The 13,847-nt window shown below is 69.7% G+C and carries 13 protein-coding genes and 1 pseudogene; 4 read left to right on the top strand and 10 right to left on the bottom strand.

Translation table 11 applies throughout. The features are described 5' to 3' along the window. Positions 1-229 precede the first annotated feature (229 nt). Both thyX and GA0070561_RS32960 read left to right on the top strand, forming a co-directional pair. Positions 230-319 (top strand): annotated as a pseudogene (gene thyX / locus GA0070561_RS32965) (FAD-dependent thymidylate synthase); the annotation flags it as partial. A 127-nt stretch (positions 320-446) separates the two neighbouring features. Beyond that, positions 447-662 carry a hypothetical protein gene (locus GA0070561_RS32960; RefSeq protein ID WP_141710324.1) on the top strand — a complete coding sequence of 72 codons (216 nt, stop codon included), beginning with the start codon at positions 447-449 and terminating at the stop codon, positions 660-662. Between the two features lie 209 nt (positions 663-871). Here GA0070561_RS32960 and GA0070561_RS32955 read toward each other — a convergent pair whose 3' ends face one another. The 5 genes from GA0070561_RS32955 to GA0070561_RS06355 all read right to left on the bottom strand — a co-directional run bounded on the left by GA0070561_RS32955 (position 872) and on the right by GA0070561_RS06355 (position 5,406). Continuing rightward, on the bottom strand, positions 872-1,249 hold the full coding sequence (locus GA0070561_RS32955) for a hypothetical protein (protein ID WP_141710323.1): 378 nt from the start codon (positions 1,247-1,249) through the stop codon (positions 872-874). A gap of 1,572 nt (positions 1,250-2,821) precedes the next feature. Next, positions 2,822-3,169 carry a hypothetical protein gene (locus GA0070561_RS06370; RefSeq protein ID WP_141710322.1) on the bottom strand — a complete coding sequence of 116 codons (348 nt, stop codon included), beginning with the start codon at positions 3,167-3,169 and terminating at the stop codon, positions 2,822-2,824. Position 3,170: 1 nt separating this feature from the next. Next, positions 3,171-4,121, bottom strand: a complete 951-nt coding sequence (locus GA0070561_RS06365; protein ID WP_091396252.1) for a hypothetical protein — start codon at positions 4,119-4,121, stop codon at positions 3,171-3,173. Between the two features lie 110 nt (positions 4,122-4,231). Further along, positions 4,232-4,498 (bottom strand): hypothetical protein, encoded by a 267-nt coding sequence (locus GA0070561_RS06360; protein WP_091396249.1) that lies wholly within the window; start codon positions 4,496-4,498, stop codon positions 4,232-4,234. Between the two features lie 731 nt (positions 4,499-5,229). Beyond that, positions 5,230-5,406, bottom strand: a complete 177-nt coding sequence (locus tag GA0070561_RS06355) for a hypothetical protein (protein WP_244166074.1) — start codon at positions 5,404-5,406, stop codon at positions 5,230-5,232. 453 nt (positions 5,407-5,859) lie between these two features. Here GA0070561_RS06355 and GA0070561_RS06350 point away from each other — a divergent pair, with 453 nt between their 5' ends. Next, positions 5,860-6,606, top strand: coding sequence for a DUF5753 domain-containing protein (locus tag GA0070561_RS06350; protein WP_091396244.1), 747 nt, complete (start codon positions 5,860-5,862; stop codon positions 6,604-6,606). Continuing rightward, the gene (locus GA0070561_RS06345; RefSeq protein WP_091396241.1) at positions 6,594-6,788 is read left to right on the top strand and encodes a DUF397 domain-containing protein; all 195 of its coding nucleotides are present in this window, start codon (positions 6,594-6,596) and stop codon (positions 6,786-6,788) included. Before GA0070561_RS06350 ends, GA0070561_RS06345 begins: the two co-directional genes overlap by 13 nt. A 1,219-nt stretch (positions 6,789-8,007) precedes the next feature. Here the strand turns inward: GA0070561_RS06345 and GA0070561_RS33905 are convergent. From GA0070561_RS33905 to GA0070561_RS34480, 5 genes are all read right to left on the bottom strand, one after another. Further along, positions 8,008-8,760: a hypothetical protein gene (locus GA0070561_RS33905; protein WP_208603689.1), complete on the bottom strand. Its 753-nt coding sequence runs from the start codon at positions 8,758-8,760 to the stop codon at positions 8,008-8,010. After that, a complete protein-coding gene (locus tag GA0070561_RS06335; RefSeq protein ID WP_091396238.1) occupies positions 8,757-9,071 on the bottom strand; it encodes a hypothetical protein in 315 nt (104 codons plus the stop codon). Before GA0070561_RS06335 ends, GA0070561_RS33905 begins: the two co-directional genes overlap by 4 nt. Before the next feature lie 87 nt (positions 9,072-9,158). Further along, positions 9,159-10,706 carry a recombinase family protein gene (locus GA0070561_RS06330; protein WP_091396235.1) on the bottom strand — a complete coding sequence of 516 codons (1,548 nt, stop codon included), beginning with the start codon at positions 10,704-10,706 and terminating at the stop codon, positions 9,159-9,161. Positions 10,707-10,749: 43 nt separating this feature from the next. After that, the gene (locus GA0070561_RS34485) at positions 10,750-10,872 is read right to left on the bottom strand and encodes a thioredoxin domain-containing protein (protein ID WP_279616340.1); all 123 of its coding nucleotides are present in this window, start codon (positions 10,870-10,872) and stop codon (positions 10,750-10,752) included. Between the two features lie 118 nt (positions 10,873-10,990). After that, the gene (locus GA0070561_RS34480; protein WP_091396232.1) at positions 10,991-13,723 is read right to left on the bottom strand and encodes an LppU/SCO3897 family protein; all 2,733 of its coding nucleotides are present in this window, start codon (positions 13,721-13,723) and stop codon (positions 10,991-10,993) included. Between the last annotated feature and the right edge of the window lie 124 nt (positions 13,724-13,847).

The raw sequence follows: 13,847 nt of genomic DNA, 5'->3' as shown, positions 1-13,847 counted from the left end.
AGCGCCCCGCCTCTCGGCACTGCCGAGGGCGGGGCGTTCAAGCTGTTGATGACTCCTGGGAATCACCGGGCGGTGATCCCGCTGGTCCGCCAGTTCGGACCGTCCCGGTAGGACTTAACTGGGCTGTCTCGGCGGGTGTTTACATCGACCTGGGTGACCGACATTGCACGGGGCGCGCCTGGCTTGGGCCGGGAGGCATCGCGCCATTACAGTCCGAGGCATGCCGGAAATGGTGCAGCCCCAGGTCAAGTTGATCGCGTGGACCCGATTCGCGGCCCCGGACGACGTGCCTGCGTCGACCGACGCCGAGGGCGGCCAGGACGCCGGCTAGTACGACGACGGCACCCGCGCCAACGGGTGCCGTCGTGAGCAGCACTCGCGTCAACGAGTGCAGGTAACGAGATCACCAAGCCCTTCCGACGAAGAAGAAACAAGGAGGCTCGCCTGTGAGCAGAGTACGTCGTAACACGGATGAGGTTAAGAAGGCCCCTGGAAACCGTGACGTGTCGCCCAGAGGTCTTGCGCTGCTGGTGGCGGCCGTTCTCGCTGGCTACGTAGTCATGGAGTACCCGAAGGCTGCAACCCCGGCCCTCGTCGCCGTGGCCGTTCTCACGGTGCTGAACCAGCTTGTCCGGCGGGATAGGGACCCGGACCAGGAGTAGCCCTTGGATGAAGCCCTCGGTTGACTGGATTACTCCGGCGGCCGAGGGCTTCACCGGGTGAAACGTCGAGCAACCCTACGACCCTTGGGCAGAGCGCGCGAGTCGTTTGAGAAGTCGTGCGGGTGCTGCTAGGACAGCCGGCGACACTCCCAGGGAAGGCCGTACGCGGGCGATCTAGGCGGCCAGGACCTCTGGCCAGCTCCTGAATGCTATTCGCGCTCACCCGTGTTAGAGGAAGTTACCCGCGTAAGCTGAAATCGCGATAGACGGTTGATTGGTCCGGCGGCGCTTTGGACCGCCTCCTCAATTTCGTCATCGGATACTTCTGGCTGCCAGGTTTCTCGCCGATGGATCGGTTCAATTACCTGCCGCGCGATGCTGTCGGCCGCTTCCTCATGGTGTGGGCCACCTAAACTTGCGCGCGCGCCGTCCATCCCCTGAAATATTTCCAATCTATGCTTTTGCCATTCCATGACGAGTCGGACAAGCCGCTCAACGATGACAATGCCCGTTACCCCGAATGCAATCGGCGAGTACTGGTTGGCAACCGTCGTCAATACCACCTCGAAAGGACTCTCAAGCCGCATCCTCGCCACACGCAGCGTGCCGTAGTGTCCGGGCCCACGGCCAGAGGCCAATCGCATGGCCTTGACAATATTTAAGACTGGAGATGATCCGCCGGGAGCTCTCGGGCGGCGAAAGCTCCTATTCCTTTGAAGGGCAACAAGGGCCTCCGCGACTCTTCTTACGTCGTCAAGCGCCTCGGTGTATTCGCGAACCGCGCCGAATGGCACGATGTCCCCAAGATCGGCAACTACCAGCAGAGTAGGTGCCTCTGTAGTCACGCCGGCACCGAGGGATGTCATGCGGCGATCTAACCACAATGGATCTAAGCATCGCATCCCCTGAGCAACCTGCGGGCGGTCAGAGGGTGCGCGGCCGGGACAGCGAGGAGAGGTCGGAGGCCGCACAGCGCCACGCCTCCGGAAGCGTTGTACGGCCTAGCAGGCGGCCGAATTGGCCAGTCGGCTCTCGAGCGCTGCGGCTGGCTCGTGCTTCAATCCCCGCATGGCTCAGGGAGACGCCGCTACGTCCACGCTCGCGCCGACACTGCGACTCGTAGTAGATCTTGGAGAAAAACCATCACTCCCGTACGTGCGAAAATACTTTGACGCGCTCGACGACCTCTGTGGGTTTGCGCGCGATATCGCGGCTTGGCAAGCGCATCAGGTGAGGCATGACGTACGGCTGTCCTCGCTGGACCTCAGAGTCGACGGAATCCGACTTGCCAGTCCATTAGAGGTGGTGTTGACCGCAGCGTCAGGCAAGGCGGCTCCGGTCGCGTACGCGGTCACAGCAATGTTCCTGCTTGAGCGCGCGGTAAAGCTTCTCATGGAATGGCAACGTCACCGCAAGGAGATTCAGGAGCCAATCCCACTAGACCACACTGTTGCGCAGTGGGTTGGAACCGGAGTCATCGCGACGGCCATAGTCGCGGATCTGACTAGCGCCGAGAGCGGCCGAGCACTACCGACTGAGTTTGATAGCCGCAGCGCTCACCGAGCCGTCGAGACTCTGGCCCTTGTACCGATCCGGTATGTGGAGATGACGGGCACGCCTGGTCCTGAGCGTCCCAATGATGAATAGCAGACTTCGAACGGAATTCTTTAACGCGTTCACTTGCACGAGTGGTCGGGCAAGACGACCTCTATGCCCGTACAGACAGGGCGGCGCTATGCCGCTTAGGTGAGGGAGCGAGGCCGAGGGGGGCCCTCCCCCAGGGTCACTCAGTGTGACAACAATCAGAGTGAGCCAGGATGCGACTCAGGCTTGCGCCTTCGCGTTGGTCGTCGCGTGCGAGCCTCGGCCGCCGCGCCTGCCGTCTTCCGGGCGTGGCAATGGCCGGGGCGGGGCGGTACCGGGGCCCGGTAGGGGAGCGGAACAGTCGCGGACCCCGGCTCTGATCCCGAGGGTGCACGTCACTCGGGCAATTCGCCCGTACCGCCAGCGGACGCGGAACGACTGCTCGTCGCGGTAGGCCCGCCGGGTCGGCGGCGGATCAGGCGGGCGGGGCTTTGATCAGGGGCGGGGGCCTCTCGCGATGGGGGCAGGTGTGCGCGAGGGCCCCCGGGTTTCCGAGGGCCCTCCGGTCCGTGTCGCTAGTAGGGCTGGCGAACCTGTCGGACCACGTCGGTCGGATCGAAGTCGTACAGGCTTTGATCGGCCGGGGCCCGGCCAGACACCGGGGCGGGCCTCGGGGCTTCCGGCTGGGCCTCGGCCTCAGCGGCGAGGAGTGTCGACCGCTCGACGGTCAGGCGGCGGGCGTCCCGCTGGATCTCGGCGGCGGTGTCCCCCTTGATCATTGCGGCCAGGGCGTCACCGAGCCCATAACGCCGAGCGGCGTCGGCGACGAGCCAATCTCGGTCCGCCCGGGGCTGCGGCTCAGCCTTCGCCCGCTCGGCCTCCTGGGCAGCCGTCACGGCTCGCGCGACCTTGTCGGCTGTCACGTCAGACCCCCTTAGAGAAGGCGACGGGCGACACGCCGGGCGTGGTGTCGGGCCGGTCCCGGGCGGGCCGGTCGCAGACGGCGTCGACCGGATCCTTCCCGGTCGGCCACGGGGCCGCGAAGTCCTCGACCGCCAGGGCGTCGACCAGGGTGCGGAGGGAAGCCATCCCGCGCTTACCGGCGTCCTCGTGCCGGTCAACCTCGCGGGAGTAAAGCGCGGACGCGACCAGGAAAGCCGCATTCTCCCGGTTCTGCACCTGGTAGGCCCGGCTCGGGCTCCATCCTTGCGCGGCGGCCAGGCGGTCCGACGTCTCGCACGTCCGTGCGCCGTAAGCGTCCTGGTGGGCCTCGATCAGTTCTTGCACCTCGGCCAATACCTCGGCCAACTTCGGCCGTACCGCCTCCGCCATCGCGCGCTGCCGGGCGGCGGCGTAGCGAGTGACCTCGGCCCCGACTTTCCGGCACTCGGTGTTCACCGCTTCGGCGGCCCTGGCTTCGGCCTTGACCGCCTCACCAGCGACGCGGGCCAGAAGTTCGGCCTTCGCCTCGTACTGGGCCGGCGTGGGGCGCGGCTCAATCTTCGCGGGGATCTTGGCACCCGCCGCGATCTTCTTCGCGGTCTCAGCTTGCGCCCGCTCCCACGCGCCGAGGTCGACGCGGTAGGCGTCCTCGGCGTCCTGGTAGACGTCCTGGGCGTCCTCGCGGCGGCTGGTCGCTGCGTCCAGGGCGGCGACGGCGGCGGCCAGGGCGGCGAACTCGGGCCGGTCGAACGACTCAGGAAACAGCCGGTACCGGGGTCGGGGCACTTCCGACGCGCCGCTCATGTTGGCGAGGATAAGCCGGGTATCCGCGCCGGAAAGCTCGGTCCCTTTGCGCACCTCGGCCGTCGGTTCATCGCCCCGGGCTGCGGCGGCGACGGCGTTCGGGTCGAATGGCTGGGCGGTGGTCGTCATGGGCTCTCTTTCGTGCGGTAAGACCCCCGCCAGACGTGTTCTGGCGGGCGATCAGGTGCGGGTCGGTGTCAGGGGAAGGCTCGGGCGGCTCAGGCCCTCTGAGGACGTGTCTAGACCAGTCGGAAGAACCAAGGGCGGCTATCCGAGCGGGTGCGCCTGGTTCTGGCGGAAATGCCGAGCGTGCCGAGATCGGCGGCGAGGTGGCGGACGTGCCAAGCGGTCGCGGCGGGATTCTTCGTCGCTGAACTACTGGGCAGCCGGCGGCACACAACCGCGTGCAGCTCGGCGGTCGTGACGATGTATTCGCCGCGCCCGGCTAGCACCTTCTCGGCAATCAGATGGGCAACCGCCGTGTCAGGCTCGAAAGGCAGGCCCATCAGGCCGCCTTTCCGGTCGGCTCGGTGCCAAACAGGCGTGCCGCTTCACGCTCGATCGCGTCCAGGGCGTCGCGGTCGTTCGCGATCACGGCGTTGATCTGGCGCACCAGCACGGAGACGGCGGCGGTTCGGGAGCGCGCTTCTCCGTCCGCGCGGACGGACTGACCTTCGGATTCGGCATCGGTTGGAACACGTGAGGCGGGCGCGGCCCCTCGGGGTCTGCGCCGTCGCCGTCGTGCATTCGCTACACCAGGTCACAAAGACGGCCCCTTTCGGTGTGATGCGAATAAGTGGCAAAGGAAAACCAGACCGAGCCTGCCCACGCCACATAAGGCAGGCTCGGTCTGGTTTCGCAATTGAGTGACGCAGCGCCAGGAGACGCCGCGCCCGTTACAAGGGGAGTGGGCCTACGAGGTCCTAGCTGTTCACCTGTCCCACGTTGCGGGACGCCGGGCGTGGGACGGCGGGTTTGCGCGGCCCGAGACGGAGGCGGGTCTTTTTGAGTGACGCAGTGACGCACGTTTCGTCACTCCCGTATCTATGTCTAAGTCTTCTTCTTCTTCTCTTCAGTAGTAGTAATAGGGGAGTGACGAAACGGGGGTCACTTCGTCACCCGGCGGCGCCCTTCCGCACCCGCGTGACGCCGGAACCACTCAACGCAAAGACCCGCCCCGGGCCGTCCTCCACGGGGGAAGAGGGCGGACCCAGGGCGGGCGATCAGGGGGCCAGCGTCAAAGGCTCTCGACGCGGCGCGGGCGGACCGACAAGGACAGCCAGCCGAGGAAGCGGGCGTGAAGAGCCTGCACGTCAGGGCGGCCCCCGAGGGCGTACAGGTCTTCGATCGCGTCATGCATGTTCGAGGACAGGTAGAAAGCCAGGGCGATCGAATGGCCGTAGAACTCAGTCACTAGGTGAAGCTGGGCCGGACCACACGGCCACGCGGCGGCACAGTTGCGGCACAGCCACGCCGGGCGCATCGGGAAGTGCGGGACGGTGGTCCGCGTCGTCCAGCGGCGGGCGGGGGCCCGGTTAACCGGCCACGGCGGGACGACCGTCCCCGGCGGCCAGGGCACGGGCGGGCGCGGCACCCGCTCAGGATTCGGCTCAGGCTCAGGCTTCGGCTCGGCCTTCGGTTCGGCTGGCTTGTCCGGCACGCGCGCTCCCCCTGCTCGTAGCTCTGGGAAGGGGCCGCCCCCGTAAGTTGCTCGCCCGCAGGGGCGGCCCCGGTACGAACGCGTCCGCTGGGTTGGGGTCCCTACCGGCCGCGCCGTCTACAAAGCACCTTGCCTAATGGAGCTGGACGGTTACACCACGTAGCTATACGTTCTAGAGACGTTGAAGACGTCCATTCGGAGGCGGGCATGAACCAGGCGCTACGAGCGGCCTTGGCCGACACGGGTGAGACCGTCGAAAGCCTCGCCGAGCAGGTCGGCGTCGACCCGAAGACGGTGGCGCGCTGGGTCAACCCCGGCCGAGTCCCACACCCACGCCACCGCGCAGCCGCAGCCGCTGCGCTCGGCCGTGAGGCTGAGGACATTTGGCCGGACGTCTTGAAGCGGCGGGAACCGGCGTGGCTACGCCCGTGGGTGGAGACCGAGCTTCAGGCGTCTGCCCTGCGCGCCTTTCAGGTGGCGGTCATTCCCGGCTTGTTGCAGACCCCCGATTACGCCTCGGCGGTGCTCGCCAGCGGGATGCTCGGCCCGGACGAGGTCGCGGACTACGTCGAGACCCGGCTACGCCGGCAAACGGCGGTGCTCGACCGGCGCAAGCCCCCGCTCTTCGTCGCGGTGGTTGACGAATTCGCTCTTCGTCGTGGTGACCCCGAGATCATGAACCCGCAGCTAGACCACCTGGTAAAGATGGCCCAGCGGCCGAATGTGTTTGTTCACGTGTTGCCGCTGGACGCGGGCCTTCATGCCGGGCAAGCGGGGCCGTTCGTCATCGCCACCACTGAAGACGGCGATGTCGCTTACCTCGATGATCAGGCTGCCGGACGGCTGACCAACGACACCGCCGCCCTTTGGGCGACCTGGGATACGCTGCGCTCAGTGGCTCTCCCACGCCGCCAAACCATCGACTACCTAGAGGCAAGATCATGGCTGACCTGACCGGCGCCCTCTGGCGCAAGAGCACCCGCAGTAGCTCCAACGGCGGCGACTGCGTCGAGGTTGCCGACAACCTTCCGGGCGTCGTCGCGGTGCGCGACTCAAAGGACCCAGCGGGTCCGGCGCTGACCTTCCCTCCGGCCGCATGGGTCGCGTTCGTCGGCCAGGTCGCCGAGCGGGCGTAACCAGCGCCAGACGCGCGAGAGCGTCCGCCCCGAGACAGGGGGCGGGCGCTTTACGTTGTGCGGAACGACGCGCCAGGCACAGCGCTACGCGTGCCCGAATCTGCACAGTCTGTTTGACATTCGGGTGAGTTAAAGCATCCGCCGATTGGATAGATCAACTGCACTGACTGGCACAGTCATGCACAGTCCGTTAGGAACGGCTACAGACTGCAATAGTAGGTAGACGCAGCGTGAGCTATAGCGCTACGGGGCTTGCGACACAACCGCCCGCGTCCCCGTAACGTTCGGAGCGTGACGGCGGACGAGCGGACGGGCGACGTCTGTTTGAGTGCACGACTCGATGGTGGACACCGACCAGGATTTAGCCGTCAGGCGTCCTGCGCGCTATCCGGCCGGACGACAACAGGCGGTTGACCGATTGCCCCACTTCTGCTAGCGAACGAGCCGCATAGCGCGTGTCGCGGTCCAACACGCGGCAATAGGCAGGACAAACTGGCCAACTTGACCCGGCTCGCCGCAGGGCGGACCGTATATGTAGTAGCTGCAGCGCTGTAGTTCGCTACAGCTTGGGTTCGACTGCCGGCCCAGCGGCTGTAGCGTTTCCACTAAGGATGAAGGAGGTGCATCGAGGCGATACAAGGGTTTGGCGGCCATCGCCCGCCGACCCGGAGACACAACCCCCTACGCCTCACAACACGTCCCCAGCGGCCGCGGGGACGACGAAGAGGTCCGTGGTCCCCCTTACCTGAAGGGGTGGTAGGTGGGAAAACACTCGGCCCGTCCATCGGGCCACGGTCTGCGATTCAACACCGACTGGTGCCGGAGAGCGGGCGAAGTAGCAGCAACCGCATTGAAGATCTTCTACTACCTGGTGATGTTGGTCGTCATCCTGACCGACTCATCTGGGGGCGGGCCTACCTAGACCAACAGTCAGGCAGACCCGCTCCAACAGGATCAAGCCGCCGCCCGCAGCCTGCAAACTCGGCGTCGGCCTTCGTATCGCGCCGCCTCGTCGCAACAAGTTGTAACGAGTTGTAACGGAGCGGACGATACAACGAGTGTAGGTCTAGACCTACACCGAGTGCGAGATATGGCAGTCAGCGTGACGGAGATTTCTTGTCCGGACGCCTAGCCCGAGCCGGGGGCGGCAGCTTTGCCGCCTCCGGCTCGCGCTGCGGCTGAAGCGGGTCAGAGTTTGACTAATCGGCCCGACAGGCAATCAGACTGTCGCGAGTGCCGGCGGCTTCGCCGGTCGCCGACGCCGTGTCGGCACTGTGTCGGCGGGCAGGTACCGCCGGACGGTTCGTTCACTCACGCCCAGGCGTGCGGCTATCTGCGCGGGCGTCGCCTCCGGTGTCTCGGCGAGCACTGCCGACACTCTGGCGGCGGTCGTGGGCGGTGCCGCCACCGGATCGGGCGTCGTCGGCCTCGTGCCGCCACGGGCGACGACCGGCAACGTCCGTACGCCAGGCGGGATGACGGGCGGACGCGGGCGGGGCCGGGGCATCGGCGGGGCGGACGCCGGGACGGTGACCAGCACCGGGGCGGGTGCCGGTACTGGCACCGGGGCGAGCGGCTGGGCGGGTGCCGCTGGCGTCCGGGCGAACACAAGCTTCACAAGCGCCATGAAGGCGAGCGCCGGCACCGCCGAGAGCAGCCAGCCCGATACGCCCGGGTTCGCCACGGCGAGCTGAGCGGCGAGCGAGAGGCACGCCGCCCCGACTAGCAGGGCGAGCGGGTACCCCGTCGGCGAGCCTGCCCGACGCCGCCGCCGGATTTCCAGCAGCGACGCCACCGGGACCAACTCGGATACACAGGCGTTGACCCAGCCGAAGGCATTCGGCGTCCCGTCAGGGCTGTTTGCCATCGTCCAGGCGTGCACATGGCTAAAGCTCGCCCAGCCGGCCGCAGCGCCGACAACGAGCAGGATCAAAACCAGCAATGCGCCCTCGGCGCGTTCGGTGCGGTTCATGCGGTGGGCAGGCGACGCAGATAGGCCGGAACGTCGGCCAGGGTCACGACCGGCACGCCGTGAAGCGCGGCGTAGACGGGTTCGGGGAAGTCCTCGGCCCCGGGCAGGGTCACGACGACGTCAGCCGCGCGGGCGGCGTCCATGTCGTCGGCGACCAGGGCGACGAGGTCGTCAGCGTCGGTCGGATCAGCGTCGGTCGCGGTGACGACCAGGTAGCCGGCGTCCAACAGGGCGGCCACGGCGGCGGCGAGCCCGTCGGCGGCCTCGGCGGGAGCAGCGATGTAGACGCGGGGGTCAGTAGGGTTGAACATAGCGAACCTCCTGGGGTTCGTTAGGGCCCTGGTCGGCGGCGGAATCGCTCGGCCGGGGCCTGTCTTATGCGGTTGTGGTGGCTGGTCTCAGGCGTCGGCGGGCACAGGCTCGGGCTCGTCGGCCCAGGTGAAGCGCAGACGCGCGGCGGGGTCGAACCTGTAGCCCCGGCGGCCCCCGGCGGGCGTGATCGTTACGGCGTTCAGGGCCAGGCCGAGAAGGTCGCGCCGGTCGGGCAGAGTCGCGGCGTCCCAAGCTTCGCGAGCTAGAACCGGATCAAGTAGCGGGCTGATGTCGGCCTCGGGCAACGGGAACTCGGCGAGGTTGCGACGCAGCCCGGCGACGCGGGCGGTCAGGCGTTCGTGTAAACGGGTCCAGCGCTGGATCGCCTCGGGGCCGACGAACTCGCCGCGCAGGTATCGGGCGTCTTCGAGGTCGACCAGGGCGGCGTTAGCGTCGTCCAGGGCGGCTGTGATGGTGGCGCGCTCGCGGATCACGGCGGGGTCGTGGCGGGCGACCCATCGTTCGGCGACGGCGTCTAGCAGTGGGTCGCCCGGCTCGGTCGCGGCGAGTCGGTTTATGAAGGCGTCGACCACGGCGCGGTCGACGGCGGGGATCATCGCCGTGGTGTGCGCCGGACACGGGCGGCCGAGGCGGCGGGCCTGGCAGACGTACGACTGACCGGCGGCGGACATGCGGCCGGCGCAGCCCCCGCAGCGCAGGTACCCGGTTAGGAGGTGGGCGACCTGCGCGCGGACGCCCCTGGAGCGGCCCGACTTGTCGGCGGCGGTCCGCTGTTCGAGGAGGCGAACGGCCTGTAGTTGCTCGGCCGGTGTGACGATCCCCCGGCCGACCTCGACGGCCTCGCCGGTCTCCGGGTCGCGCCACGGGACGACCTTCGCCGTGTACTTCCCGTCGCGCTTGATGGTCTCCGGGAGTAGCCCGGCGAACGCGGGGGACTTGAGCAGAGTCGACAGCGTCCCGACGGCCCAGCTACCGCCGCGCGGCGCGGGGATCTCCCGGGCGTTGAGGTCGCGCGCGATCCTCACCAGCGGCTCGCCGGACAGGGCCCGGTCGGCGATCTCGCGGGCGGTCGGCGCGGTGCGCGGGTCGTGGTCTAGCCGGCCGTTCTCGGCGACGGCCAGGCCGTACGGCGGCTGTCCCCCGATCCATCGGCCGAGACCGCGAAGGTGGGCCTTCGCACTGGCGACGCGAAGTCCGATGTTCGCGGATTCGCTGCGGGCGACCTCGGACAGGAGGGCCAGCACGAGCCGGGCCTGAGAATGCGACGTGTCGAGGCCGTCCTGTACGAAGACGATCCTCCCGCCGACCTTCTCGACATCGTCGAGGACCTGACCGACCTGGCCCATGCCACGCCGGGACAGGCGGTCAACCTTCCACACGACCAGCGTCCCGACGGTGCCGGTCGTGAGGGCAGACACGGCGGCGTCGAACCCGGCGCGGTCGACGGCCTTATAGCCGGACCGGCCCCGGTCGATGTGGACGGTACGGACCTCCAACCCGGCGCGTGTGGCCCAGGCCCGGCAGTCGGCCTCTTGGCGCTCGATTGCGGTCTTTCCCTCACGGTCGAGGGACAGGCGTAGGTATAGATCGGCGAGGTGTTCATGGTGGGACATGGCGAGGACGCTAGGCCCTCGGCGGGTGAGTTACAAGCTTCTTCTAGGACTTCCAGAAATCCGCAATGACGATCTTGCCGCGAAGGTCGGCGAGCTTGAGGTCGCGTCCACCGGTGTTCAGCCAGCCCCGACCGCGCAGTTCGGGAGCCCGTACTCGTGCGCTCATGCACCCATCGTGCCTGACCATCGGCCCGCGTCCGGCCGGAGGGGGCGAGATTCGGTACCACCTGCGGGTACGACGACGGCGGGGTCACCGGTTGCCCGTGACCCCGCCGTCGGTGCAGCTACTTCGTGGCCGGCTTCAGGCAGAGCACCCGGTTGGTGCCCTCACCCGGCAGCACCACGTGGGGCTGTGTCGTGTCGGTGCACTTCTCCTTGGCGTCCACCTTCGAGACGATCGTGAACGCGCCCGCCTCGCCGCAGTCCGCCGCCGAGGCGCCGCCCTGCCCGGACTGCTTCACACAGGTGCCGACCGCCGGGTCGAAGGTTGGCGCGTCGTTCCCGCCGACCTTGCCGAGCAGCAGCAGCAGGCCGAGCGGCACCGCCAGGATGAGCATCGCGGCGATCAGCACCGCGGCCAGCACCCGGCCGTTGCGTACCTTCGGCGTCGGTGGCTCCACCTTCGGCTCGTCGGCGGCGTCCGGCTTGAACGCGTCGAACCGGCCCTGGTCCGCCTGGCCGGTCTCCTGGCCCCAGGACGGCGCGGGCTGCGGCGGTGGCGGGAACGACGGCGGGAAGCCGCCGCCCGGCACCGGCTCGGTCGCCGGTCCGCCGAAGCCCGGCGCGCCGGAGCCCGGGCCACCGAAGTTCGGCGCACCGAAGGTCGCCGTCCCGTTCGCGGTGCCGGTGGCAGGCGACCCGGGGCCGCCGAACTGGTCCGCCGGCGGTTCGGCACCGGAGTGCGGGCGGGTGCCGTTCACCGGCCTGTTGTTGCCCGGGGCGTCGACGAAGGACGGCACACCGGGTGGGAACGCCGGCGGCGCCGACGGGGCCTCGTTGAACGCGTTCGGTGCGGGCTGCCGGTCGTCGAAGCGCGGATCGGCCGGGGACTCGCCGCCCCAGCCGGGCCCAGCCTGCCGCTGCGCGTCGTTCTGCCAGTCGGGTGCGGACTGCTGCCGCTGCGCGTCGTTCTGCCAGTCGGGAGCGATCTGCCGCCCCTCGTGCTGCCAGTCGGGCCCAGCCTGCCGTGGCGCGTCGTTCTGCCACTCCGGAGCACCCTGGCGGTCGGCGCCCGAGTCGCCCTGGAAAGCCTCCGGCTCCGGCTCGGCCTCCGGCTCCGATCGTGCCGGACGGCCGTACACCCGGGGTTGCGGGGTGGCCGTGCCGGTCGGTCGGATGGCCTGGTCGGTCGGGGGCATCACCCGGCTGGCCAGCGGCACCGAAGCGCTCGCCGTGGCCCGGGCCGCCGCGCCGGCTGCCGACTCGGCGTCCGACACCGGTACGACCGCGCGGCCCGCTCCGGACTCCGGAGAGGTACGCGGGGCGGGCACCACAGCGCCGCTCGCGGAGACGTCCTCGGGGCGGCCACCGTACTGTGCGGCGGCGTCCGGGGTCTCCCGCTCGGCGTACGCGGGTTGCTCGGGGACCGGAGCGAACTGGGCCTGGGGCGCGTAGTCGGACGGAGGGGCGGCAGCCAGGCTGGCACCCGGGACACGCTGCTCCTGCGGGGGCAGCGGCACCGCGTTCGCCGGCGAGATGCCCGGCGCGGGCCCGGGCTGGTAGGCCGGTGCCTCGTCGCCTCGGTCCGCCTCCCAACCGCCGCGGGACTGGGCGGAAGCTTCGGCCTCCGCGCGACCCCACACCTCACCGGGGGCCCACGGCTCGACCTCGGGCACGCCGCCGGAGTTGCCCTGGGCGGCGTTGTCCGGGCCGGCGGCCCAGTTGGGCGCGCCGCCGCTGGTGGGCACGCTGGCGCTGGCCCGGGCGGGGAGGTTGCTCGGCTCCGCCGGGGTCCACCCTGCCTGCTCCGGCCGCTCGGTCGGCTGCTCCGGTTGGGAGAGCACCCAGTCGGGCTGCTGCGGACGGCTCTCGGCCTCGCTCCAGGCGGCCGGCTGCGCGGGCTGGTCCTGCCGCGCGTCACTGCCGTCGTTCCACACTGCGGGCTGCGCCTGCTGCTGCTGCTGCGCGGCCCACCCGCCGGAGTTGGCCGGATCGTCCTGCGCGGGCCAGTTCGTCGTCGGGGCCGGGACCTGGGCGGCGCCACGGGCCGGGTTCGGCTGGGCGGCCTGACCCCAGCCGGGGGCGGGCTGCTCGGTCGCTTCGGCAGGCTGGCCCCAGGTCGGTGGCGACTGTTCCGCCGGCGTCCACACCGGCTGGTCGTCGCGGGCGGCGCCGGCGGCGGGCCAGCCGCCGTTGCCAGCGGCCTGCTCCTGCTGGGCACCGCCGGACCAGCCGGCGGCCTGCGGTGCATCGGATTGCGGAGATTCGGTCGCCCGCCAGTCGGCGGCGGGCGGGCTGGCCTGCGCCGTACCGCCCCAGCCGCTGGCCGGGTCCTCCTGGGCGGGCCAGGCGGCGGTGGCCGGGGGAACCTGCGCAGCGCCCCGTGCGGCTGGCTGGGCCTGCACCCAGTCCGGCTGCTCAGCGGGGGCGTTCGGGGTCCAGGTCGGTGCGGGCGTGCCCTGCTCGGCAGGCGTCCAGCCCTGCTGCTGCGCGGCCCAGGGGTCGGGCTGCGCCGGAGCCGGCGCGCCGTCGTTGCCGGGCCACGTGCCGGGCTGCTGCTGCGGCGGCTCGCTCGCGCCACCGCCGGCGGCCCAGGCGGGCTGCGCCGGGTCGTTGGGCTGCGGAGCGGCGGCGGCACCCCAGGCGGGGGCCGACGGCTGCTCGGGCTGGGTCGCCCATGCCGGCGCCGACGGGTTGGGCCGCGTCGGGGGCGGGGGTGCCCAGCCCAGGTCGGGGCCGGCGGCGTTCTGGCCGTTGTCCGGCTGCGCCGGGCGGTCGCCGTACGGCGCCGGTCCGCCGGCGCCCGTTGACACCTCGTCCGGCTCTTGGCCGGGTCGGTGCGGGCCCTCGGACGTCATGGGTGCGCCTCCTCCATCACATGTCGGCTCGCCGGTGCCGATCGGTCTCCTCGGCGTGGCTGCCGGCGTCACCGGCGTACCGCTGTGCCGGCTCCCCGCACGGTATCGGGTGGTGGCACGACAC

The organism is Micromonospora saelicesensis (genome assembly GCF_900091575.1).
GTDB lineage: Bacteria > Actinomycetota > Actinomycetes > Mycobacteriales > Micromonosporaceae > Micromonospora > Micromonospora saelicesensis.
This window is presented reverse-complemented; position numbering and strand designations above follow the sequence as displayed.

Bases quoted from the DNA above. Each gene is read 5' to 3' on its own strand.
- GA0070561_RS06330 (WP_091396235.1), bottom strand. From the start codon at position 10,706: ATGTCCCACCATGAACACCTCGCCGATCTATACCTACGCCTGTCCCTC.
- GA0070561_RS06365 (WP_091396252.1), bottom strand. From the start codon at position 4,121: ATGACGACCACCGCCCAGCCATTCGACCCGAACGCCGTCGCCGCCGCA.
- GA0070561_RS33905 (WP_208603689.1), bottom strand. From the start codon at position 8,760: ATGAACCGCACCGAACGCGCCGAGGGCGCATTGCTGGTTTTGATCCTG.
- GA0070561_RS06350 (WP_091396244.1), top strand. From the start codon at position 5,860: ATGAACCAGGCGCTACGAGCGGCCTTGGCCGACACGGGTGAGACCGTC.
- GA0070561_RS34480 (WP_091396232.1), bottom strand. From the start codon at position 13,723: ATGACGTCCGAGGGCCCGCACCGACCCGGCCAAGAGCCGGACGAGGTG.
- GA0070561_RS34485 (WP_279616340.1), bottom strand. From the start codon at position 10,872: ATGAGCGCACGAGTACGGGCTCCCGAACTGCGCGGTCGGGGCTGGCTG.
- GA0070561_RS06345 (WP_091396241.1), top strand. From the start codon at position 6,594: ATGGCTGACCTGACCGGCGCCCTCTGGCGCAAGAGCACCCGCAGTAGC.
- GA0070561_RS06360 (WP_091396249.1), bottom strand. From the start codon at position 4,498: ATGGGCCTGCCTTTCGAGCCTGACACGGCGGTTGCCCATCTGATTGCC.
- GA0070561_RS32955 (WP_141710323.1), bottom strand. From the start codon at position 1,249: ATGCGGCTTGAGAGTCCTTTCGAGGTGGTATTGACGACGGTTGCCAAC.
- GA0070561_RS06335 (WP_091396238.1), bottom strand. From the start codon at position 9,071: ATGTTCAACCCTACTGACCCCCGCGTCTACATCGCTGCTCCCGCCGAG.